Source organism: Ideonella lacteola (genome assembly GCF_038066555.1).
In the GTDB taxonomy this organism is placed as follows: domain Bacteria; phylum Pseudomonadota; class Gammaproteobacteria; order Burkholderiales; family Burkholderiaceae_C; genus Ideonella; species Ideonella lacteola.
On sequence record NZ_JBBUTG010000032.1, the window covers coordinates 1 to 19,523 of the forward strand.

The following is a 19,523-nucleotide window of genomic DNA, read 5'->3' on the forward strand; positions in this document are numbered from 1 at the left end:
TTCCTGGCCGCCGGCGTACACCGGCTCGCGCAGCACGTCGAGGATGCGCTGGCCGACGCGCTCCGCGTCGTGCTCGTCGCCCACCTCGGGCAGCAGGGCAATGAACTCGTCGCCGCCCACCCGGCCCACCGCTTCGAGCGAACGGTGGGTGCGGGTGCCGGCGGATTCGACCACGCCCTCGACGATCTGGTCGGAATGCCGCACGCAGCTGCGCAGCCGCGCCGCCACCTCGATCAGCAGTTCGTCACCCGCCGAGTGGCCCAGCGTGTCGTTGATGTTCTTGAATCGATCCAGGTCGATCATCAACAGCGCCACCTGGTGGCCCAGGCGACGCGCGTACTCCAGCGCCCTTTCGGTGCGCCAGACCAGCTGACGTCGATTGGGCAGGCTGGTCAACGCATCGTTGTTCGCCAGGCGGCGCACGGTGTCTTCGGCCTGCCGGCGGTCGGTCACGTCCTGAACGATGCCGGTGTAGCCGATGCAGTGCCCATGCTCAGCAAACTCGGGCTCGGCTTCCACATGCAGGATGCGGAACCGCCCGTCCGGGAGGTTCATCGGTACATCGGTGGCGAACACCGACACCTGCTGCAGCACCTCACGCGCCGAACGCAGCAATGCCCGCCGATCGGACGGCGGGATCGAGCGCATCAGGTAGTTCAACCCCGGCTGGTCGTCCGGCCCGAAACCGAACACCCGCAGCGCCTCTTCAGACAGATCGAGCCCGTGGCTCAGCGGCAGATGCGGGTCGTACCACCAGTCAAAGCTGCCCATGCGGGCCAGGTCTTGGGCGCGGGCGAGCTTCGACTTGCTGCGGGCCAGCTCGAGATTGGTCCGCGACGCACGCAGCATGTAGCGCAGCCGCCCCGCCAGCAGGCTCCATTGGTTGGATTTGACGAAGAAGTCGGTCGCACCCGCCTGGTAGGCCTTGTTGATCGAGCCTTCATCGTCCAGCCCGGTGAGCATGAGCACCGGGATGTTCTCGAAGCCGTACATGCGGCGAAGCTCGCGGCAGGTCTCGAAACCGTCGAGGCCGGGCATGCGCGCATCGAGCACGACGAGATCCGGCGTCCAGTCACGCAGAAGCCGGAGCGCGGATTCGCCATCTTTGGCTTCGGTGATGTCGAAACCATGCTGCGTCAGCGCGGCCGACACCAGCATCAGGTTCACCTCGTCATCATCGACGAGCAGCACCCGAGGGCGCTCAGAGTGGCTGAAGCCGAAGGACGTGCCCGCTGTCGTCATGAAGCTGCCGGCCCGTCCGCGGACATCTGGCCGCCTCCGAATCCCACGCCCGAAGGAGGGGCAGAGGGCTCCAGTTGCGCCTGAATCGCCCCGCGCACCCGCCCAGCCTCGGCAAAGAACCGATCGAGCAGGCCATCGAGCTGGTCGACTTCCTGCCGGCGAACCAGCCCTTCGATGTCGGCACACAGTTGCGAGAAGGCCAATGCCCCCACGCTGGCCGAGGCCGATTTCAAGGTGTGCGCTGTGCGCGCCAAAGCGTCCCACTGGGCGGCCTGACGGGCTTGCTGCGCCTCGGCCTCATGGCGCTCGAGCGACTTGAGGTAGGTGCCGAGCACGCGGGCCAGAAAACCCGTGCCGCCGGTCGGGTCCAACTGGCGCAGCTGGTCGAGGCTGGCCGAATCGAGCACCGAACGGTGTGGATCGTCGAGATCAGGCGTAGGCCGAGCTTCTAGCATGGTTGTCGAACGATCTGCCTCCCGTGGCCCCCAGCAGCTGAAGCCGCTGCGGGTTGGCGACCCGCTCGCGGCATATGACGGCGCCAGGGAGCGAGGCCAATATACATCCTGTAAGCATCGGTCGTGCCGCCTTGTGGCGTCAAGCCCGAATTGCTAGACGAAATCCCGGCCCTCCAGGTTTTTTGACACGTCCGGCCCCAGTCCGGCCGCCCTGGTTCGCCGTGAAGGCGTGGCCCACGATGTGCTCCGTACAATGCATCGCATGGCCCGCTTCAATCGCCTGCACCGCCATCGCCTTCGAGGCCGCGGGCTGGCGATGGCTCTGGTGGTTTCGGCACTCATTTCTGGTGTCGTCGTGGCGTTGTGGCAAGTGGCCGTGCCGTCGTCACCGGGCGCACCGGCCTCTGCCTATGCCTGGCTGGCCATGCTGGCCTTCGGCGCTGCCTGTGCAGCCGCGGGCCTGGCGTGGGGCCACCAACGCACGTCGGCGCGCCTGCGTGAAGCCCGGTTGGGCCAGCAGTTGGCCACGCAACTGATCGACGCGTGGCTCTGGGAAACCGACAGCCAGCACCAGCTGCGCCAATGGCGCCCTCCCCCGGCCGCAGAAAGCGGGGCCTGGGCCGAGGCCAAGCCGCTGGGCACGGCGCTGTGGGAGCAATTCGACCTGGGCGATTCGCAGGGTGCGGCGCTGAAGGCGCGGCTCGATGCGCACGCCCCGCTCGAAACGTTGCGCGTCAAGCGCCATGGCGACCCCCAGCCCTGGCTGCTGCGGGCCTACCCCCTGTTCGATCACGATGGCCGGTTCGCCGGCTATGTGGGCACGGTGCAGCCCCGGGGTGACGAAGAGCACGGGCGCTACGCGCAGGCGCTGCTCGCCAAGGTGTGGCCCGAGCTGGATCTGCCGGCCATCGCCCTGCGGCCCTCCTTGCCAGGCGACGATTGGGAGGTGGCCGCGCTGTCGACTGACGCGGCCCGCTTGCTGCAGCTCGGCCCCCAAGACGCCCCGGCCGCCTGGGCCGCCACCCGCGGCCGACTGCCCTCACCGTTGGCCGAGGCAGCTGCCAAGCTGCAGCCGGGGCAGACGCGCGAAGAAGGCGACTGGACGCTCAGCCTGCAGCCGGTTGGCGACGAGGGCTCACCCGCCGGTGGCCGCCTTCTGTTGATGCGCCCGAAAGCCCCCGAGGCGCCGCCCGATGGCAGCGCGGCGGAAGACCAGGCCTCGTTCGCCTACTCCATCTCGCATGACCTGAGAGCGCCGATCCGGGTCGTCGAAGGCTTCGCCCGGATCCTCAAGGAAGACTACGGCCGCTTCCTCGACCGCATTGGCAACGACCACCTCGAACGGGTGCTGGCGGCGGCGGCGCGCATGAACAGCATGATCGACGCGCTGCTCGCGCTGTCACGCCTGCAGCAGCAACCGCTGTCGCGCAAGCCCGTGGACCTGTCGCAGTTGGCCACCTACATCATCGAAGACTTGCGCCGCGAACAGCCCGAGCGTGTCGCCAAGGTGAACATCGAGCCCGGCATGCTGGTGCAAGGCGATCCCACCCTGTTGCGGATCGCGCTGGAGAACCTGCTGGGCAACGCATGGAAGTACAGCAGTCAGACCGCCGTGACGCAGATCGAGTTTCGCCATGACACCCACCAGGGCCAACCGGTCATGGTGGTGTCGGACAACGGCGCCGGCTTCGACATGCGCTTCGCTGACCGGCTGTTCGGCGTATTCCAGCGCCTGCACAGCGCGAACGACTTTCAGGGCACCGGTGTGGGCCTGGCCTCGGTGCGTCGGATCATCCGCCGGCATGGTGGTGACATCTGGGCCGAAGCCGAAGTCGGCAAAGGCGCGCGCTTCTACTTCACGTTGGGCTGACGCCGACAGGCACGACGTGCCCTGGCGACGCGCCGCCGAGCTGGCTCTATCCCTCTCAGCTCCTCAGCCCGCCGCCGGTCGCGACAGCAGCTCGACCGCATCCAACAGCGCGCTCGCCTGAGCATGCAACGATCGGCCGTCCGCCTCGGCCAGGCGATGCAGCCGGGTCAGGGCCTCTTGCCGAGGCAGTGAATAGCGGTGCATGAGGATGCCGACGGCCACCGGCACAGGATCGGCAAGTGGGTGGCCACTGGCCGCCGGCTGCGCCAGGCTCGTGCCTGGGCGCGTGGCCGCCGGCAGCGGGGCGCGGCGCGACCGAACGCTCGACAACGCGGCCTCGACCGTCGGCACGATCTGCGCAATGTCCAGCGGCTTGACGAGGTAGGCCACCGCGCCCAGCGCCTTCACCTGCGCCACCGTGTCGTCGTCGGCAAACGCCGAGAGGAACATGAACGGGGTGCCGAGCGACGTGCGCAGGTAGTCGGCCACGTCAAAGCCCGACTTGCCCTCCATGCGAATGTCCAGCAGCGCCAGATCAGGCTTGTGCTCACGCGCCAGCAAGATCGCATCGTCGCCGTTGTCGGCATCGATCACGTCGTAGCCCGCGCGCGCCAGCCCGTGGGTGACCGTCGCCAGCACCAGCCGGTCGTCGTCAACGACCAGGATCTTTCCTTTGGGGCTGGCAGGGGCACTGGCAAGGTTCATGGGCAGACTCTTTGCCTCGATTCTGGCTCACGCCGGCCGTGGCAATCGTCAGAAATCACAACGGTTCCAGTACCGTCACCGCCGGCGGCTCCAGCCTCAGGCTGGCCTCGACCTCGTCGCCACGCTGCTCCAGCGTCATGGCCGAACCCTTGCGCGGCAGCAGCGCGCGCACCAGGCCCAGCCCCGAGATGCCCGGCGGCACCTGCGCTAGGGTGAAGCCCGGGGGCAAGCGGCTCGCGCTGGCCACGGTCACCCGCACCGCCGCCGCTTCGCATTCCAGCCGGCAGCGCACTTCGCCCTGTGGGCTGTGCTTGATGGCGTTGGTCAGCAGCTCGTTGACCGTGAGCGCGATCGGGATCGAATCGGCCTCGGTCAACGCAAATCGGTGTGGCGCGGGCCCGGCCACATCGAAGCGGATCGGCCGACCGAACATGCGTTGCACCGATTGGCTGATCGCCTCGATCACGCCGCGCACCCGCAACGGACCGGTCATGCCCACCTGCAGCCCGTGGACCTGGGCGATGGCATGCACCTGGCCCACCGCCTCGGTCAGTGCTGCGGCGGCTTCCGGGTGGCGGTGCGCGTTCTGCTGCAACAGCCCGGCAACGCCCTGCAGGTTGTTCTTGATGCGGTGGTGCACTTCCTTCACCAGCATCTCGCGCTGGGCGATGGCCGCCTCGAAGCGGGCTTGCTCGGCGGCGCGCTGCTCGGTGACATCGCTGGCCACCAGCAGCAGGTGCTCTTCCTGCTCGTCCCCCGCATCGCGCAGTGCCACGATGCGCACATCCCATTCGCGAGCCGGTTCGCCCGTGTCCGGATCGGCATCGCGGTGCAGCTCGCGCCGCACCATCTGCCGGCTGGCGATCGCCTGGTGCAGGTCGGCCGACAAGGCCGCGGCTTCGGGGCCGGGCAGCCACAGCGAGGGTGGACGCCCGATGATCTGGATGGCCGGCCGCCCGGCGAATGCCGAGAGCTCTTGGTTGAGCTGAAGCACCTGCAGCCCTCGCCCATCGAACAGCGCGATCGCCAGCGGTGCCGTCTCGATGATGCGCTGCAAGCTGGCCTGGGCGCGGGCGATCTGGTTTTCGGCCTGGCGGCGGCGCTCAATGTCGAGCAGCGCAAAGGTCAGCTGCGCAGCCCCCGCTTCGCGCCCGGTGACCACCGCATTGCCCACGACCCAGAATTCGCGGCCGTCGCGCGCCACCAGCCGGCACTCGAACGTCTCGGATTGCCCCTCATCCAGCACATTCAGCCAATCGGTGCGGCGCAGCGGGTGGTTGGCCTCGGCAGACGCCACCACGGCGATGGGCAGCCCCTGGAAATCGGCCAGTTCACCGCCGAACATCCGCCGGGCCGAGCGATTCATCCACTCGATGCCACGCGGACCGACGGTGACGATGCCCACCAGCACCGAATCGAGCACCGCGCGGGTGCTGTCACTTTGCTGGACGAGAGATTCGCGCGCCTTCGCCTGCTCTTGCAGCAGTTGTTCGTTGTGTCGACGAGCGTTTTCCTCGTCGGTGATGTCCATCGTCACCACGCTCATCGCGGGCCGCCCGCCGCCGAGCTCGGCCGGCTCGACGCGCGTGAGCAGCCAACGCCGTCCGGTGTCGGGGTGGCGCACGGCATAGCGGACTTCGGCACGTTCGCGCTGGCGAAGCGCCTGTTGCAGACGCGCGTAGTCGTTCAACGATTCGGTTTCGACCACGTCGCGCCCGATCGACAGCTGCGCGGCCGAGGCGCCCTGGCCCGGCTTGGCATCGCTCAAGGCCGGGCTGCTCATCGATGCGGCCGAGGTCCAGCCCTGCTCGGCATCCCACGTGGCCACGCCAACACCGGCCGTTCCCATCAGGGCATTGATCTGCACGGCGGCGCGGGCGGCGTCGTCCTGCAAGGCGAGGTCTTCGATCTGCAGCAACCAGCGCGACGGTGTCACTGGCATCGCGCCCGACAGGCGGCGCACCTGGGCACGCACGTGGATGCGTCGTCCGCCGCGGCCTTCGATCCAGGCATCGACCGCTTCTGTCTCGGCCTGGATGGTGGTCGACGGCCAGTGGTCGCTCCAGCCCAGCAGGCTTTGCCAGCTCTCAGGCAATGCCGACATGCCGTGGGGGTCTCCACCGGCCGGGCTCAGCGCCTGCCAGGCGACGTTGCTGCGCAAAAGCCGACCGCTGGCATCCGCCAGCGCCAGCGCGACCGGGCTGATCTCGAACAGGGCTTTCAGCTCGGGCGACACCTCGCTGCTCTCTTCGAGCATCGGGCGCGCCACAGATCGACGGGAAGAGAAGATCGGCGGCATCGGGCAGTGCTTCACCCAGGCTGGGCGCTCACATGAACGGCGCGGCCGAGTGTACGGTGCGCCAAGAGCGCCCTCGGGCACGCCAGTGCGTACAAGTTGGCGGACGGGCGCCCGCCAGGACGCTCAATCGGCACGCAATTGCCGTGCCGTGCCCATCGCCTTCAAGGCCGCGCGGTTGACTTCACCGGGCGTCAGCAGCATGGCCTCGGTGTGCTCGCGGATGTCGATCGGTGACTCCATCTCGACGGCAATCGCCAGTTCGAGATAGGGGCGATACGGCCCTTCAGAATGCACCAGCGCCTGGGCCACCCGCTCAGGCACGGGCAGCGAGCCCAGCAGTTGCCCGAAAGTCTGGCCCAACATGCGATCGAGCAGCGAGAACACGCCGCAGAGGAAGACCTCGTTGCGGGTGGTCTCGTCGCCATGCGCGCGGGCAAGCTCTTCCATGAAGAGGCCGCGGCGCACCGCCAGGAACATCATCGGCTTCAGGTCGGGATCATCGATCGCGCTGGTCATCAGCAGCGCGAGCCAACGCTTCAGGCGGCCATAGCCCAGCATCATCAGCGCGTGCGAGAACGAGTTGATCTCCACCGACAAGCCAAAGCCCGGCGAGTTGATGTAGCGCATGAGCCGGAACGCCAGCGACGGATCGCCTCGCAGCACCGCTTCCAGCTTGGCCGCCGGCTCTTCGCGCTCGACACGCTGGATCAGGTCCATCACGACCTGCACGCTGCCAGGCACCCCCTTCTTCGGCTTGCTGCCGTCGGGCGGATCACCAAGCGGCCAGCCCAGCACGGCGTGGGCGCCTCGTTTGAAGCTGTCGCCCGCCTCGGCAGGGTTCGCATTGCCCGACTGCACGAACGGCACGGTGCGCACCGCACCGCCGGGTGGCGGGTTATTGGCCAGACGCCGGTCGTCGGCACGATCGACGATCGCCAGCTTGAAGCAGCTCATCAGATCAGCCGGCAGCGGGCTGAGCGGCCGGCCCTTGAGGACCATCGCTACCCCATCGGCGGCGCGAGCGCGGATGCGTTGTTCCCAGGCGGCGTCGGCCGCGAGGAACGCTGGCACCTCGATCATCAGGTGCGTGGGCGGCGTGATCTCCATCAGCGCCGACAGCCATCCCTCGCTCGTCAGGTTGAGCGACATCGGCCCGCAATCCGCTGGCCAGACATCGGCCAGCATGGCCAACAGGCCATCGGGATCGGGCTTGACCTCATCGGTGGCAGGGTGCACCGTGAGTCGGGTCGACATCGGGGCTCGGCGGGCGTCGAACAGCGCGCCACAACCGAGGATCACATGTTCAAGAATCGCGTGCGTCCCGGCGACTGAGCTCATGAGGTGGACTAGGTCTTGAGGTAATCGAACAGCGACATGCGTTGCATGCTCGAATAGGTTTGCAAGGCGGCTTGGTAGCCGGTCTGCCGATTCTGGAAGTCTGAAATGGCCTGGACCATGTCGAGGTCTTCCGCATCTGAGCGGGTGGATTCGCCGAACAGTTTCAAATCATCCAGGCGGCCCGACACGCCGTCAATCCGGTTCAGCACTTCACCGGTCATGCTACGGGCCGCTTGGAGATGGTCACTCAGGTTGCCCAGGTCACGCAAGCCATTTTGCACAGTCTGTGTGATTTGAGCGGTGGTGCGCAACGGCGTCTTCAACTCATTGACCACACGGTCCAATGCATCGAACACGCTGAGGTTCGACTCGGCCGGCACCAGCTCGAAGCTGTCGCCATCGGCCGGGTTGCCGCTGACGGTGACGGCCATGCCATCGATCTCGATCGCCTCGCCCGCCGTGTAGGCGGCATTCGTCACGCTGGTGGGCAGACCATCTTGCAGGATCGAGTAGGTCGTCGTACCACCGCTGACCGTGAAATTGATGGAATAGGTCGATCCGGTGATTTGATCGGGCGCGGTGACGCGGCCCGCGTCGATCCACGAGCCGGTGCCAGTGACCGTCCGCGCCTCGAACACCCCGTTGCCGGTGGTGCCAGCCAACCACACGTCACCCCCGTCGAGCGTGAGCGGCAACGGCTCTTCCGAGGCGACCCGCACTGCGCCGCCGGTGCCGACATAGTCCACCCCGCCCGGCCGATCGAGGAACGGCGGGCGCCCCGCGCCCTGCCCTGAGAACACATAGCCGCCGGAGCCATCGCTGCGGTTGGCCACGCCCATCAGCTGCTTGCGGATCTCGGCCAGTTGGTTCGCGACGTCGGCGCGCTCTGCATCGGTGTAGCTGGCATTGCCGGCCGCGGTGATCAGCTCGCGAGCCTGCTGCAGCAGCTCGCCCGCATCGGAGAGCGCCGCTTCGGTGAGCGTCATCGAATTGCGGCTGGCATCTACCGCGCGTTGGGTCGACTCGGCGCGTTGCGTCAATGCCCGGGCCCGCTCGGCACGGGCCGCCGCGGTGGGGTCGTCGCTCGCGTGCATCACCCGCAAGCCGCTGGTCAGGCGGGCCTGCGCGTCGCTCATCTCGCTCTGGCGACGTTGCAGGTTGGCGATCGATGTCGCGTAGCTGTTGAATGTGGAAGTGCGAATCATGTCGGTTCAGCTCCTTCAGCTTCCGATCTGCAGCATGGTGTCGAACACCGACTGCGCGACCTGCAGCACTTTGGCCGCGGCCTGATAGCCCTGCTGGAACTGGATCAGCCGGGCCGCTTCTTCATCGAGGTTCACGCCCGTCTTCGAGGCCAGCGCCTCGCTCATCTGCGTGGCGGTCGCGTTCGAGATCTGCGTCGAGACGCGGGCGCTCTGCACGCGCACGCCGATGTTGGCCATCGTGTCGGCATAGGCGTCGGTGGCGGTCGCTCCACCCACGTAGTTGCCACTGCCGTCGAGCGTGCGTCCCACGAAGCTTTCGTCCGCCAGGCGAGATTGCGCCAGCGCATTGCCATTGTTGGTGGCCGGAAAGAGCGTCTTGTCGACCGTGACGGTGTCCCCCGTCAGCGGGACACCGTTGAGTTCCAGCGCAAAGCCATTGAGCTCGATCGGCTCACCCGCCGTCCACTGACCTGTGCCGCTGCTGGCCAGCGCGCCGGTGGTGCGATCGCGCAATTCCCAGGTGTAGGCGCCGGTGTCGTCGCTGAAGGTGATGGTGGCCGTCAGCTCCGGGTCGACGGTGCCGTCGGTCATGCGCAGCAGGTCGATCGTCGCTGTGCCGGTGTTGTCCAGGCCAAGTGTCGCCTGCACAGGCAACGCGGCGGCGACACCGTTCGGATCGTCGAGCACACGGTGCATGCCGCTCGCGGCCTGGCCCACCGGCTGCAGCAGGAAGCGGTCGGTCGCGGTGGGCGCCGGGGTGCCGATGTGAACGGTGAAGCCATCGATCGTGTCGCCATCGGCCACGCTGCGCGTCAACCCATCGGACAGACGCACCAGCTCATACTGGCCGGCGTTGTTCGGATCGGCCTGCAGCGAGTAATCGCTCGCCTGCAGCAGGCTCGCATCGGCGATGTCGATCGAGACGTTCGAGATGAGTTGGCCGTTCACGTCGCGCGCATTGGTGGCAGCAGGCAGGGCCAACGGGGCGCCGACTTCGAAAATGTCCGAGCCGGTGTTGCCGTTGAGGTCGATGCCCATCGACTGGGCATGATTGACTTGCGAGGCAAAGGCCAACGCCATCTGACCGAGGCGGTTGCGGGCGGTGACCAGGTCATCGTTCTGGAACCGAAGCAAGCCCGCGATCGAACCGGAGGTCAGCAAATCGTCGGACAGCGGCAGCGCCGAACCGTTCGAGCTGATCGCCAGGCCGACGCGCGACGCATCGAGGTCGTCCGCCCGCACGGTCAGCTCGGCCGACTCGCCGCCCAGCACCAGCCGGTGGCCTCCGGCGAGGAAGACCCCGACCGTGCCGTCCGACGCCGGAATGGTCGTCACGTTCACGTACTGACTGATCTGCGAGATCAACTGGTCGCGTTGATCGAGCAGGTCGTTGGGCTGCTGGGTCTGCCCTCGGTTGGCGGCGATCTGCTTGTTGATGTCGGCCACGCGGGCGGCCAGCGCCGTCACCGTCTGCGCCGAGTTCTCCATGTCGCTGCGCACGCCGGCTTGAAGCACGTCCAGCCGATTCGAGGCGTTCGAGAACCGGTCACTCACGTCCGCGGCACGGGCCAGCACCGCCTGGCGCGCCGAGCTGTCGCCGGGCGAATTCGCCAGGTCGACCATGGCCGCAAAGAAGTCGCCCATCGCATAGCCCAGGCCCTGGTCGCCCGGCGGGAACACATCTTCGAGTTGCGACAGCTGGGTGTAGCGCGATTCGTCGGCGGCGGCCATCGACTTGGCAGCCGCGGCCTGCATGGTCAGAAACTGGTCGTGCGCGCGCTTGACGTTGACGACATTGACGCCCTTGCCGAAGAAGCCCGCACCGGTGAACTGGCCGCTGGCGGTGGCCAACTCGACCTCTTGGCGCGAATAGCCCTCGACGTTCGCATTGGCGATGTTGTGGCCGGTGACATTGAGCGACGCCGTGTTGGCGAACATCGCTCTCATCCCGATCGACATGAGGGTGGAACTGGCCATGGTGGGCTCCCGTCAGCGAGCGCGCGGCACTCAGGCGGTGGCGCTGCGTTGCAGGCGCAGCGTGGTGTTGATCACCTTGGACAGCTTCTCGGCATACGCCGGGTCTGTCGCATAACCGGCCTTCTGCAGGCCATGGGCAAAGCCGTGCGCGTTGCCACGTGAGGCCACCACCTGCTCGTAGCGCGGGTTGCTCTTCATCAGCTGCGCGTAGTCGGCAAAGCTCTCGGCGTAGCTGGCATAGGCGCGGAACTTCTGCACCATCTTGCGCGGCTGGCCGTTGACGTACTCGGTGGTCACCACGTCGGCCGTGGGCCCGTTCCAGTTCGAACCGGCCTTGATGCCAAACAGGTTGTGCGCCGGCGTGCCGTCGGTGTGGCGGATTTCCTTGCGGCCCCAGCCCGTCTCGTGGGCGGCCTGCGCGATCATGAACGACGCCGGGATGCCGGTGGCCGCCTCGGCCTGGCTGGCCGCCGATTGGTGCTGCTGCACGAAGCCCAAGGCCGATTTTTGCGGGATGTTCACTTCCGCGTTCGGCTTCAGCGGGTTGACCGGCGTGCGGTTCGCGCTTTCGTACTTGGGGATCGGGCCGGGGTTCATGCCCATCTGCCGTTCGAGCTGACGCGCGATCACGTCCGACAGCCCGCCCGGCTGCCCTGAGAGCTTGCCAGACCACTGCGTATCGAGCATTTCCGAGCCGAGCTTGGTCGCCTCGTTGTCCAGCATGCCGGACGACTGCGCCGATTCGCGCATCGTCTTCAGCAACTGCTGCATGAACAGGGATTCGAACTGGCGCGCGGCTTCGCGCACCGCGGCCTTCGGGTCTTTGGCCGCCGAGGTCTTGAGCGACTCCAGGCCACGGGCGTCGCCATAGCCGGTGCGGGCGAGTGCAGCAGGGTTGTTGACGCTCATGATCTGCCTGCCTTCGTCAGATGACTTCCAGTTCGGCCTGCAGGGCGCCGGCCGACTTCATCGCCTGCAGGATCGCCAGCAGGTCTTGCGGTGTGGCCCCCAGCGAGTTGAGCGCCTTTACCACATCGGCCAACTGCGCGCCCGCCGGCAGCGTGATGATGGAGCCCCCCTGCTGGGTGATCGAGATGTCGGACTTCTCCTTGACCACTGTCTCGCCGGACGACAGCGCGCCCGGCTGGCTCACCACCGGCGTGGAGCTGATCGTCACCGACAGGCTGCCGTGCGCCACGGCGCAGGGGGCCAGCGTGACCGCTTGGTTCAGCACGATCGAGCCAGTGCGGGGGTTCAGCACGATCTTGGCGGCCGGCTTGGCCAGCTCGAGCGGCAAGTTCTCGATGTCCGCCAGAAAGGCGATGCGCGAGTCACTGTCCATCGGCGCCTTCACCCGCACGACGCGGCCGTCCAGCGCCTGCGCCGTGCCCGCCCCCTTGGCCGTGTTGATGGCTTGTGCCACCGCGCGTGCAGTGGCGAAATCGGCCGAGTTGAGGTCGAGCTGGATCGAGTCGCCCTGGTTCAGCGGCGTGGGCACCGAGCGCTCCACCGTGGCGCCCTGCGGCACGCGGCCGCCCGACAGGTGGTTGATCTGCACCTTCGAGCCGTTGGCGGATGCGCCGGCGCCGCCAACGATGAGGTTGCCCTGGGCGACGGCATAGACCTGGCCATCGGCGCCCTTCAAGGGCGTGGCGATCAACGTGCCGCCGCGCAGGCTCTTGGCATTGCCGATCGACGACACGCTGACGTCGATCTGCTGACCCGGCTGTGCAAAGGCCGGCAGCTGCGCCGTGACCAGCACCGCCGCGATGTTCTTCAGCTGCATCGCGGCGCCCGCCGGCACGGTGATGCCCATCTGCTGCAGCATCGAGGTGATGCCTTGCTGCGTGAACGGGGTCTGCTGCGTCTGGTCACCCGTGCCGTCCAGGCCGACGACGAGGCCGTAGCCGATCAGCTGGTTGGAGCGTACCCCCTGCACTGCAGCGATCTCCTTGATCCGCTGCGACGCTTCGGCAGGCCAGGGCCACCAGAGGGCGGCGCTCGCGACCACGGTGGCCAGCACCATCGCGGCGCGGAGGAGTCGGTCAGAGGCGGTGGTGGTGTCCATGAGCGTCGGAGAGCAGAAGGCTGGGAGCCCGTTCCTGCCCGACGCATCGAGCGTCGGCAGGTCAAGGAACCCGGGTGGGCCCGGTGGTCCTTCGGGAACCCTTCCAACGCATTCTGTGGAAACTTAAACCGGCCAAAGGCTCAAAAAGAATCGTGCCAACCAGCCAGTTCCCTGCGCATCGGCCATGGCACCGCGACCACGGTGCTCGACCCGCACATTGGCCACCTGCGCGCTCGGCACGGTGTTGCCCGGCTGGATGGCCCGCGGGTCGACCTGGCCGGTGAAACGCAGCACGTCCACATGCTGATTGATGCCGATCTGCTTCTCGCCCGCCACGATCAGGTGGCCATTGGGCAGCACGCCCACCACCATCGCGGTGATGGTGCCGGTGAAATCGTTGCTGCTGGTCGTCTCGCCCTTGCCGGTGAAGGCGTTGCCGCTGGTGGCCGAGGCGTTGGCACCGGCCAGGTGATTGGCGCGAACACCGGGCAGGGCCGAGATGCCGGCCGTGAGTTCACCCGTCTTGTTCACCGTGCTGTTCGCGCTTTGGCTGGCCGCCACCTTCTCGACGATCTGGATCGTCAAGGTGTCGCCCACCAGGCGGGCCCGGTGGTCTTCGAACATCGGCCGGTAGCTCGCGGCCTGGTAGATCGAGCCCGTCACGGGCGGCTGGGGCGCCGCCGCGTAGGCGAAGTTGGGCATCATCGCCGGGATGGGGGTGGGCCCGGAGGCTGGCAGCTCCGGCGCGGTGGCCGTGGGAAAGTCGACCCGGGCCTCGCTGGGCAGCACCGACTCGCAAGCGGCCAGCGACAACAACGGCAGCGCGAGCGCCATCGATCGAATCAAGGGGGTCATGGCGTCACTCATCGAAGTCATCACAGCTGAGACAGGCGCTGCAGCATCTGATCGGAAGTGGAGATCGCCTTCGAGTTCAGCTCGTAGGCGCGCTGCGTCTGGATCATCGACACCAGTTCCTCGACGACGTTGACGTTGCTCGTCTCCACGAAACCCTGCTGCAGCGTGCCCAGGCCCGAGTTGCCCGGTGCGGCACTGGTCGGGGTGCCCGATGAGGCCGTCTCACCGAAGAGGTTGCCACCGCGGGGCTCGAGGCCGCCCGGGTTGATGAACGACGCAATCTGCAACTGGCCCACCGCCTGCGGCTGGGCCTGGCCGGGCAGCGCCACCGTCACCGTGCCATCGGGTGCGATGGTCACGCTTTGCGCGGTGGCGGGAATGGTGATGCCCGGCTGCACGAGGTAGCCGGCATTGGTGACGATCTGGCCCTGGGCATCGAGCTGGAACGAGCCATCGCGCGTGTAGGCAGTGCCGCCATCGGGCGTCGTGATCTGGAAGAAGCCGTTGCCCTTGATGGCGACATCCAGGTTCCCGCCGCTTTGCTGCAGGTTGCCCTGGGTGAAGTTGCGCGCGGTGGCCACCGCACGGGTGCCGAGCCCGACCTGCAGGCCGGTGGGCAACTGGGTCTGTTCCGAGCTGGCCGCCCCGGACTGGCGCAGGTTCTGATAGATCAGATCCTCGAACTGCGCATGGGCCCGCTTGTAGCCGCTGGTGGCGACATTGGCCAGGTTGTTCGAGATGTGGTCCAGCTGGGTTTGCTGGGCTTCCATCCCGGTCTTCGATATCCAGAGCGAGCGAATCATGAGCGTGAGCTCCCGGTGTACTTCACGCCGATGATCCGCCGGGCTTGAGGGCGCCAAGCCGCCGAAAAGAAGGGGCTTTGGCCGCCTGATGCGGCAGCCGGCCGACGCAGGGGCCTACACCCAGAGTCGATAGACCCAGAACGACTCGTCGTGCACGAAGCGGTGCGCGAACTCCGACGGCGTGAAGCCACAGATGCGACGGCAGATCCGGATCAGGTGAGACTGGTCGGAGAAGCCTTCGTCCTGCGCCAGCGCGGCCCAGTCGAAGGGCTCGCCAGCTTCATGGCGGGAGCGGGCCGAGAAGAACAGGCCTTCGGTGCGCACCAGCGTCTCCCAATCGCGCAGCGACCGTCCGCTGTACGACTTGATGCGCCGCTCAACCTGCCGCGGGCTCTGCCCCCGGCGCCATTCATTGGCCTGCCAGGCCAGGCGGTTCACCCATTGGCGACCGACCTGTCGCAACGACGGTGTCGAGCCGGAGCGCCCCAGCACCGCCTGCCAGCGCGGCGCGACGTGGCGCCGCACCACGGCCATCGATTCGGCATCACTCCGGGTGGCCAGCAGTTCGTCGAACATCGGCCGCCAGGAGCTGTCCATCACCTCGTCAGCGGGCAAGTGCCGGTCGATGACGGTCGCCGGATCGATGCCGAACAGGTGCTGCGCCACATCGGCGGTGAAGCAGATCAGGCAGCCGCGCCCGTGATCGGGCGTCCAGAAGGACGATGGCTCCGACTGGCTGCCGGTGACCACCATGTCAGAGCCGAAGGGCTGCCACTGAGCTGCATCGCCGGCACCATGGATTCGGCCGGAGCGCAGCCCCTGGTACCAGCTCAGGCTGAGCAACACCGAGGCAGGGAAGTGCGTCATGCGCTGGGCATCGCTGAGCTGGATGCCTTCTGCTGCCGTGTCGCGGCCGATCATCGCCACGATCGCGCCTTGCAGCGCCGCGGGCGGCAGCAGGAGACGGCCCCGCGTGGGTGAATCGTCGCCGCCCCAGCGCGGCGCCCGTGTCAATGGATCAGGACAGCGGGCCGATGTAAGGGTCTCGGCGGTCTCCATGGCTGCGCAGTTTAAAAGCGGCACCGCCTCCACTCGGCCGGCGGGTGCCACACGTGGGCCCCGGGCGACAGCCGATGTCGCTTTCGTTCAAGCCAGGCCAGCTGGAGTTCGGGTAAGAGGGCCACCGGGCGAGGCCGCGGTTCCCCATGGAACCGGTACGCCCCAGTCGGCCGAAGCAGTCAGGCTTCTGCCACGCCGCTCGACGCGGCTCGCCACGGGTTGCCCTGCGCACCGTAACCGGTGGCGGCCTTGGCGGCCCCCGCTTCGGGCAGCAGGATCTCGATGGATTTGTCCAGCGAGGCCGAAGCGCGGGCGATGGCCTCGCGCAGCGCTGCCACCTGGCCGCCGGCCATCGCGAGGCGACGGCGCAACGCGGGGGGCATGCCTCCGTTGCGGGCTGCGCGGGTGGAATGGTCCACCGCGGCCAGCAAGGCGCGGTGCAGCGCTGTCGAGGCGATCTCGGTGCTGTCGGCGTCGCGGTTTTTCAGCGCCTCGGCCAATTCGGCCAGGCGGGCCTCCACGGCCGTCAAGGCGTTCTCCAGGTCGGAGGTCTGGCGCAGCGCGTTCTGTTCGGCGGGAGAGCTCAGCATGGTGCGGCAAGGTGCTGTGGCGCGCGGCCAGGGTGAATCGGCCCCGCCGTCGCGCCAAGCGCGTACCGGCCGGGGTGACAGTCACTCAGGCGGCTCGCGGGTCGACGAGCCGCCACGTCTTCAAGCGATCAAGACGAATACTTGCGCAAGATTTCTTGCGTGTTGGCGATCAGCTTGTCGGCGATGGCCTCGGGATGGACCTCGAACTTGCCGTCGCGAATGGCCTGCGCCATCCGTGCGACCTTCTCGGCATCGAAGGTGCCATCGTTGTCGACACTGCTCATCAAGCTGGCGGCCGACGAGATGCTGACGGTCGCGCTGGGCTGTGCAGCATCGCTGGCAGCGGTGCCGCCAGTCTTTTCTGCACTGCCAGACTTGCGATCGTTCTGCATCGGCGCCACCGCCGCCTTGTTTTCGAACGAACCGATTTTCATGGTGCTCTCCTGGAATCCGAAACGGCCCGGGCGGGAACTTTCGGCATGGATCGGGTTTCGACAGTGCCCGACGGAACTTTAGGACTATTTTTCACGGGCATCAAAGCACATCGAGCCGGGCTCAAAGCGCCACCTCCACCTGTCGGTCGCCCACCGGGCGGCCCTGCAGCAGGCGGCCGGACTCGACGCGCACCCGCACCGTCTGCCCTTCCAGCCCGGGATTCATCGCTTCACCCTCGGTCACCACCTGCCAGCCGGGGCCGACGGCCACGACCCGCACGGTTTCACCGGCCGCAAACCACTGGCGGGCCTTCAAGTCGCTGACACGCAGCGCCGCACCGGCGGGCAGCGACCGCGCCAGTGTGCGCCCCACAGCGAGCCCTGGCTGGCCGATCGGCGCCCCGGGCGCGGCTGCCAGATCGACCTCGGCTTCGGTGAAATGCCCCGGTTCCAGCACCGTTCCGGCCGGCAAGGCAGCCTGGGTGACGAGCGACCGTGACCAGACCCGCACGGTGATCGGCAGTGTCACATTCCACAGCTTGGTGCCCTGGGTGCATTTCAGGCCGATGCGGGTGCGCCCCCACACCGGCAGCCCCGTGGGCAGATAGGGTTCGATGCGCTGACATGGCGCAAGCTTCAACCGAGGGTCCAGCGAACCCACTTCCACTTCGACGCGGGCATCAGGCAGGCCTGCGCGGCCGGCGCTGTCGCGGGCCATTTTCTGCACCTGGGCACCGATGGCCGACCACTCGGGCGCCGCGGCCGCAGCGCTCGCTTCCTGGCCCCAGGCACAGCCCGCCCATGTCGCGACCGCCAAGACGGCCAGGCACGGCCGGGACGAACGCAGGGTGAACGGGAAGGCAAAAGGCTTCATGCCCGTGACTGTAGGCAAGCCCTGCCCGCGCCAAGGCACGAAATGGGGGTGGGGCCGGGTGCTATTCGACGCTTTGCGGCCAGGGCCGACTTTCACAATCGGCGAACGCGGCGTCGTGTCTGTTTATCGGCCCACCGCGACGAATCTGAAGGGTGCCTCGCCATGAACGTCAACCGCCTGACCCAGAAGCTGGACTTCCATGCCCAGGCCCTGACGCTGCGCGCCGAGCGCCAACGGGTGATTGCCAGCAACATCGCCAACGCCGACACGCCGGGCTACCAGGCCCGCGAGATGGATTTCACCACCGCCTTGCAGGCCGCCACGGGCCGGCTGCCCGCCGCCAGCCAGATGGCGACCACCGAACGCGGCCACATGGCGCTGCCGGGCGGCGCCACCATCGAGCAAGCCACGCTGCGGTATGCCACGCCAAGCCAGACGAACCTGGACAGCAACAGCGTCGACATGGACCGCGAGCGCGCCAGCTTTGCGGAGAACTCGGTGAAGTACGAGGCCACGCTGCGGTTCATCAACGGTCATGTCCGCGAAATGCTGGATGCGATGAAGAGCCCTAGCCAAGGCTGAGGAGTCCTGCCATGAGCATGTTCAAGGTCTTCGACATTTCCGGCAGCGCTGTCAGCGCGCAAAGCCAGCGCCTGAACGTGGTCGCTTCCAACCTGGCCAATGCCGACAGCGTGGCCGGGCCCGACGGCCAGGCCTACAAGGCCCGTCAGGTGGTCTTCCAGACGATGCTGATGGGCGCCTCGGGTAGCGCCGCCGGGGCGGACCCGGGCAACCCGGTCGATGGCAGCGCCGGCGTGCGCGTCTCGACGATCACCGAAGACCAGACGCCCGGCCGCAAGGTGCACCAGCCCGGCCACCCTGCCGCCGACGCAGAGGGCTACGTGACCTTCAGCAACGTCAATGCCGTCGAGGAGATGGTCAACATGATCTCGGCCTCGCGCTCGTACCAGAACAACATCGAGGTGATGAACACCGCGAAGACCTTGCTGCAGAAGACCCTGCAACTGGGCCAAGGCTGACGCCACCGCCGGCGACGCCCCCACCGACCACGGACACCCCGCGCCATGACCACCGCCGTCAGCAACACCCAGAGCAGCCAGACCACGGCCAACAACGTCAGCAACGCGGCGACCAGTGCTGCCGAGCAATCCGACCGCTTCATGAAGCTGCTGGTGGCGCAGATGCAGAACCAGGACCCGCTGAATCCGATGGACAACGCGCAGGTCACCACCCAGATGGCGCAGATCAGCACCGTCTCGGGGCTGGAGAAGCTCAACACCACCGTCAATGGCTTGAACAGCCAGTTCGTTCAGCTGCAGGCCATGCAGAGCGCAGCGCTGATCGGCCACGATGTCGCCATCGAGGGCAACACGCTGCGGGTTCAAGATGGCAAGGGCGATGGCGGCTTCGAGCTGAGCGGCGCCGCGAAGGACGTCAAGATCGAGATCCTCAACAGCTCGGGCAAGACCATCGGCACCGTCGAGCTGGAAGACCAGACCGCCGGCCGACACACCTTCAGCTACGACGTGCCCGACGCCTACAAGGACAGCACCCTCAGCTTCAAGGTCACCGCCACCAATGGCGAGACGGCGGTCGAATCGATGACGCTGTCGCACCAGCGGATCAAGGCCGTCAGCACCTTTGGCGACACGCTCGCGCTCGAGCTGGCCAACGGTGACCGGCTGGCCTACGACGCCGTCTGGGCGTTTCTCTGACGCCATCCCTCAC

General features: G+C 67.4%; 19 protein-coding genes. 4 read left to right on the top strand and 15 right to left on the bottom strand.

What is annotated here, in order from left to right:
* Window positions 1-1,191: diguanylate cyclase domain-containing protein (locus AACH06_RS27700; RefSeq protein WP_341429047.1), on the bottom strand; the 1,191-nt coding region annotated here is incomplete at its 3' end.
* Window positions 1,192-1,238: 47 nt separating this feature from the next.
* On the bottom strand, window positions 1,239-1,697 hold the full coding sequence (locus tag AACH06_RS27705; protein ID WP_341429048.1) for an Hpt domain-containing protein: 459 nt from the start codon (window positions 1,695-1,697) through the stop codon (window positions 1,239-1,241).
* Between the two features lie 262 nt (window positions 1,698-1,959).
* Here AACH06_RS27705 and AACH06_RS27710 point away from each other — a divergent pair, with 262 nt between their 5' ends.
* Window positions 1,960-3,567, top strand: coding sequence for a PAS domain-containing sensor histidine kinase (locus tag AACH06_RS27710; RefSeq protein ID WP_341429049.1), 1,608 nt, complete (start codon window positions 1,960-1,962; stop codon window positions 3,565-3,567).
* A gap of 63 nt (window positions 3,568-3,630) precedes the next feature.
* Here AACH06_RS27710 and AACH06_RS27715 read toward each other — a convergent pair whose 3' ends face one another.
* From AACH06_RS27715 to flgA, 13 genes are all read right to left on the bottom strand, one after another.
* Complete coding sequence (locus AACH06_RS27715; protein WP_341429050.1) at window positions 3,631-4,272, bottom strand: response regulator; 642 nt, start codon at window positions 4,270-4,272, stop codon at window positions 3,631-3,633.
* A 55-nt stretch (window positions 4,273-4,327) separates the two neighbouring features.
* Window positions 4,328-6,571, bottom strand: a complete 2,244-nt coding sequence (locus AACH06_RS27720) for a PAS domain-containing sensor histidine kinase (RefSeq protein ID WP_341429051.1) — start codon at window positions 6,569-6,571, stop codon at window positions 4,328-4,330.
* A 123-nt stretch (window positions 6,572-6,694) separates the two neighbouring features.
* Entirely contained in the window at window positions 6,695-7,909 is a 1,215-nt protein-coding gene (locus AACH06_RS27725; protein WP_341429052.1) for an HDOD domain-containing protein, read from the bottom strand.
* Between the two features lie 8 nt (window positions 7,910-7,917).
* Window positions 7,918-9,114 carry a flagellar hook-associated protein FlgL gene (gene flgL, locus AACH06_RS27730; protein ID WP_341429053.1) on the bottom strand — a complete coding sequence of 399 codons (1,197 nt, stop codon included), beginning with the start codon at window positions 9,112-9,114 and terminating at the stop codon, window positions 7,918-7,920.
* A 15-nt stretch (window positions 9,115-9,129) separates the two neighbouring features.
* The gene (gene flgK / locus AACH06_RS27735; protein ID WP_341429054.1) at window positions 9,130-11,091 is read right to left on the bottom strand and encodes a flagellar hook-associated protein FlgK; all 1,962 of its coding nucleotides are present in this window, start codon (window positions 11,089-11,091) and stop codon (window positions 9,130-9,132) included.
* Between the two features lie 30 nt (window positions 11,092-11,121).
* Window positions 11,122-12,000, bottom strand: a complete 879-nt coding sequence (flgJ, locus tag AACH06_RS27740) for a flagellar assembly peptidoglycan hydrolase FlgJ (protein ID WP_341429055.1) — start codon at window positions 11,998-12,000, stop codon at window positions 11,122-11,124.
* Between the two features lie 16 nt (window positions 12,001-12,016).
* A complete protein-coding gene (locus AACH06_RS27745; RefSeq protein ID WP_423222092.1) occupies window positions 12,017-13,159 on the bottom strand; it encodes a flagellar basal body P-ring protein FlgI in 1,143 nt (380 codons plus the stop codon).
* A gap of 123 nt (window positions 13,160-13,282) precedes the next feature.
* A complete protein-coding gene (locus tag AACH06_RS27750; RefSeq protein ID WP_341429056.1) occupies window positions 13,283-14,014 on the bottom strand; it encodes a flagellar basal body L-ring protein FlgH in 732 nt (243 codons plus the stop codon).
* Between the two features lie 20 nt (window positions 14,015-14,034).
* Window positions 14,035-14,817 (bottom strand): flagellar basal-body rod protein FlgG, encoded by a 783-nt coding sequence (flgG, locus tag AACH06_RS27755; RefSeq protein WP_341429057.1) that lies wholly within the window; start codon window positions 14,815-14,817, stop codon window positions 14,035-14,037.
* A gap of 114 nt (window positions 14,818-14,931) precedes the next feature.
* A complete protein-coding gene (locus tag AACH06_RS27760) occupies window positions 14,932-15,876 on the bottom strand; it encodes an AraC family transcriptional regulator (protein WP_341429058.1) in 945 nt (314 codons plus the stop codon).
* Between the two features lie 179 nt (window positions 15,877-16,055).
* Window positions 16,056-16,466 carry a hypothetical protein gene (locus AACH06_RS27765; RefSeq protein ID WP_341429059.1) on the bottom strand — a complete coding sequence of 137 codons (411 nt, stop codon included), beginning with the start codon at window positions 16,464-16,466 and terminating at the stop codon, window positions 16,056-16,058.
* A 128-nt stretch (window positions 16,467-16,594) separates the two neighbouring features.
* A complete protein-coding gene (gene flgM, locus AACH06_RS27770; protein WP_341429060.1) occupies window positions 16,595-16,900 on the bottom strand; it encodes a flagellar biosynthesis anti-sigma factor FlgM in 306 nt (101 codons plus the stop codon).
* 121 nt (window positions 16,901-17,021) lie between these two features.
* Complete coding sequence (gene flgA, locus AACH06_RS27775; RefSeq protein WP_341429061.1) at window positions 17,022-17,774, bottom strand: flagellar basal body P-ring formation chaperone FlgA; 753 nt, start codon at window positions 17,772-17,774, stop codon at window positions 17,022-17,024.
* A 162-nt stretch (window positions 17,775-17,936) separates the two neighbouring features.
* Between flgA and flgB the strand changes: the two genes are divergently transcribed.
* Genes flgB through AACH06_RS27790 form a run of 3 tightly spaced genes read left to right on the top strand, consistent with a single transcriptional unit; the run spans window position 17,937 to window position 19,510 of the window.
* Window positions 17,937-18,356: a flagellar basal body rod protein FlgB gene (gene flgB, locus AACH06_RS27780; protein ID WP_341429062.1), complete on the top strand. Its 420-nt coding sequence runs from the start codon at window positions 17,937-17,939 to the stop codon at window positions 18,354-18,356.
* Between the two features lie 11 nt (window positions 18,357-18,367).
* The gene (gene flgC / locus AACH06_RS27785) at window positions 18,368-18,814 is read left to right on the top strand and encodes a flagellar basal body rod protein FlgC (RefSeq protein WP_341429063.1); all 447 of its coding nucleotides are present in this window, start codon (window positions 18,368-18,370) and stop codon (window positions 18,812-18,814) included.
* Window positions 18,815-18,859: 45 nt separating this feature from the next.
* Entirely contained in the window at window positions 18,860-19,510 is a 651-nt protein-coding gene (locus AACH06_RS27790) for a flagellar hook assembly protein FlgD (RefSeq protein WP_341429064.1), read from the top strand.
* The last annotated feature ends 13 nt before the right edge of the window (window positions 19,511-19,523 follow it).

Coding starts and splice junctions, on each gene's coding strand:
- AACH06_RS27705 (WP_341429048.1), bottom strand. CDS start 1,697: ATGCTAGAAGCTCGGCCTACGCCTGATCTCGACGATCCACACCGTTCG.
- AACH06_RS27710 (WP_341429049.1), top strand. CDS start 1,960: ATGGCCCGCTTCAATCGCCTGCACCGCCATCGCCTTCGAGGCCGCGGG.
- AACH06_RS27715 (WP_341429050.1), bottom strand. CDS start 4,272: ATGAACCTTGCCAGTGCCCCTGCCAGCCCCAAAGGAAAGATCCTGGTC.
- AACH06_RS27720 (WP_341429051.1), bottom strand. CDS start 6,571: ATGCCGCCGATCTTCTCTTCCCGTCGATCTGTGGCGCGCCCGATGCTC.
- AACH06_RS27725 (WP_341429052.1), bottom strand. CDS start 7,909: ATGAGCTCAGTCGCCGGGACGCACGCGATTCTTGAACATGTGATCCTC.
- flgL (WP_341429053.1), bottom strand. CDS start 9,114: ATGATTCGCACTTCCACATTCAACAGCTACGCGACATCGATCGCCAAC.
- flgK (WP_341429054.1), bottom strand. CDS start 11,091: ATGGCCAGTTCCACCCTCATGTCGATCGGGATGAGAGCGATGTTCGCC.
- flgJ (WP_341429055.1), bottom strand. CDS start 12,000: ATGAGCGTCAACAACCCTGCTGCACTCGCCCGCACCGGCTATGGCGAC.
- AACH06_RS27745 (WP_423222092.1), bottom strand. CDS start 13,159: ATGGACACCACCACCGCCTCTGACCGACTCCTCCGCGCCGCGATGGTG.
- AACH06_RS27750 (WP_341429056.1), bottom strand. CDS start 14,014: ATGACCCCCTTGATTCGATCGATGGCGCTCGCGCTGCCGTTGTTGTCG.
- flgG (WP_341429057.1), bottom strand. CDS start 14,817: ATGATTCGCTCGCTCTGGATATCGAAGACCGGGATGGAAGCCCAGCAA.
- AACH06_RS27760 (WP_341429058.1), bottom strand. CDS start 15,876: ATGGAGACCGCCGAGACCCTTACATCGGCCCGCTGTCCTGATCCATTG.
- AACH06_RS27765 (WP_341429059.1), bottom strand. CDS start 16,466: ATGCTGAGCTCTCCCGCCGAACAGAACGCGCTGCGCCAGACCTCCGAC.
- flgM (WP_341429060.1), bottom strand. CDS start 16,900: ATGAAAATCGGTTCGTTCGAAAACAAGGCGGCGGTGGCGCCGATGCAG.
- flgA (WP_341429061.1), bottom strand. CDS start 17,774: ATGAAGCCTTTTGCCTTCCCGTTCACCCTGCGTTCGTCCCGGCCGTGC.
- flgB (WP_341429062.1), top strand. CDS start 17,937: ATGAACGTCAACCGCCTGACCCAGAAGCTGGACTTCCATGCCCAGGCC.
- flgC (WP_341429063.1), top strand. CDS start 18,368: ATGAGCATGTTCAAGGTCTTCGACATTTCCGGCAGCGCTGTCAGCGCG.
- AACH06_RS27790 (WP_341429064.1), top strand. CDS start 18,860: ATGACCACCGCCGTCAGCAACACCCAGAGCAGCCAGACCACGGCCAAC.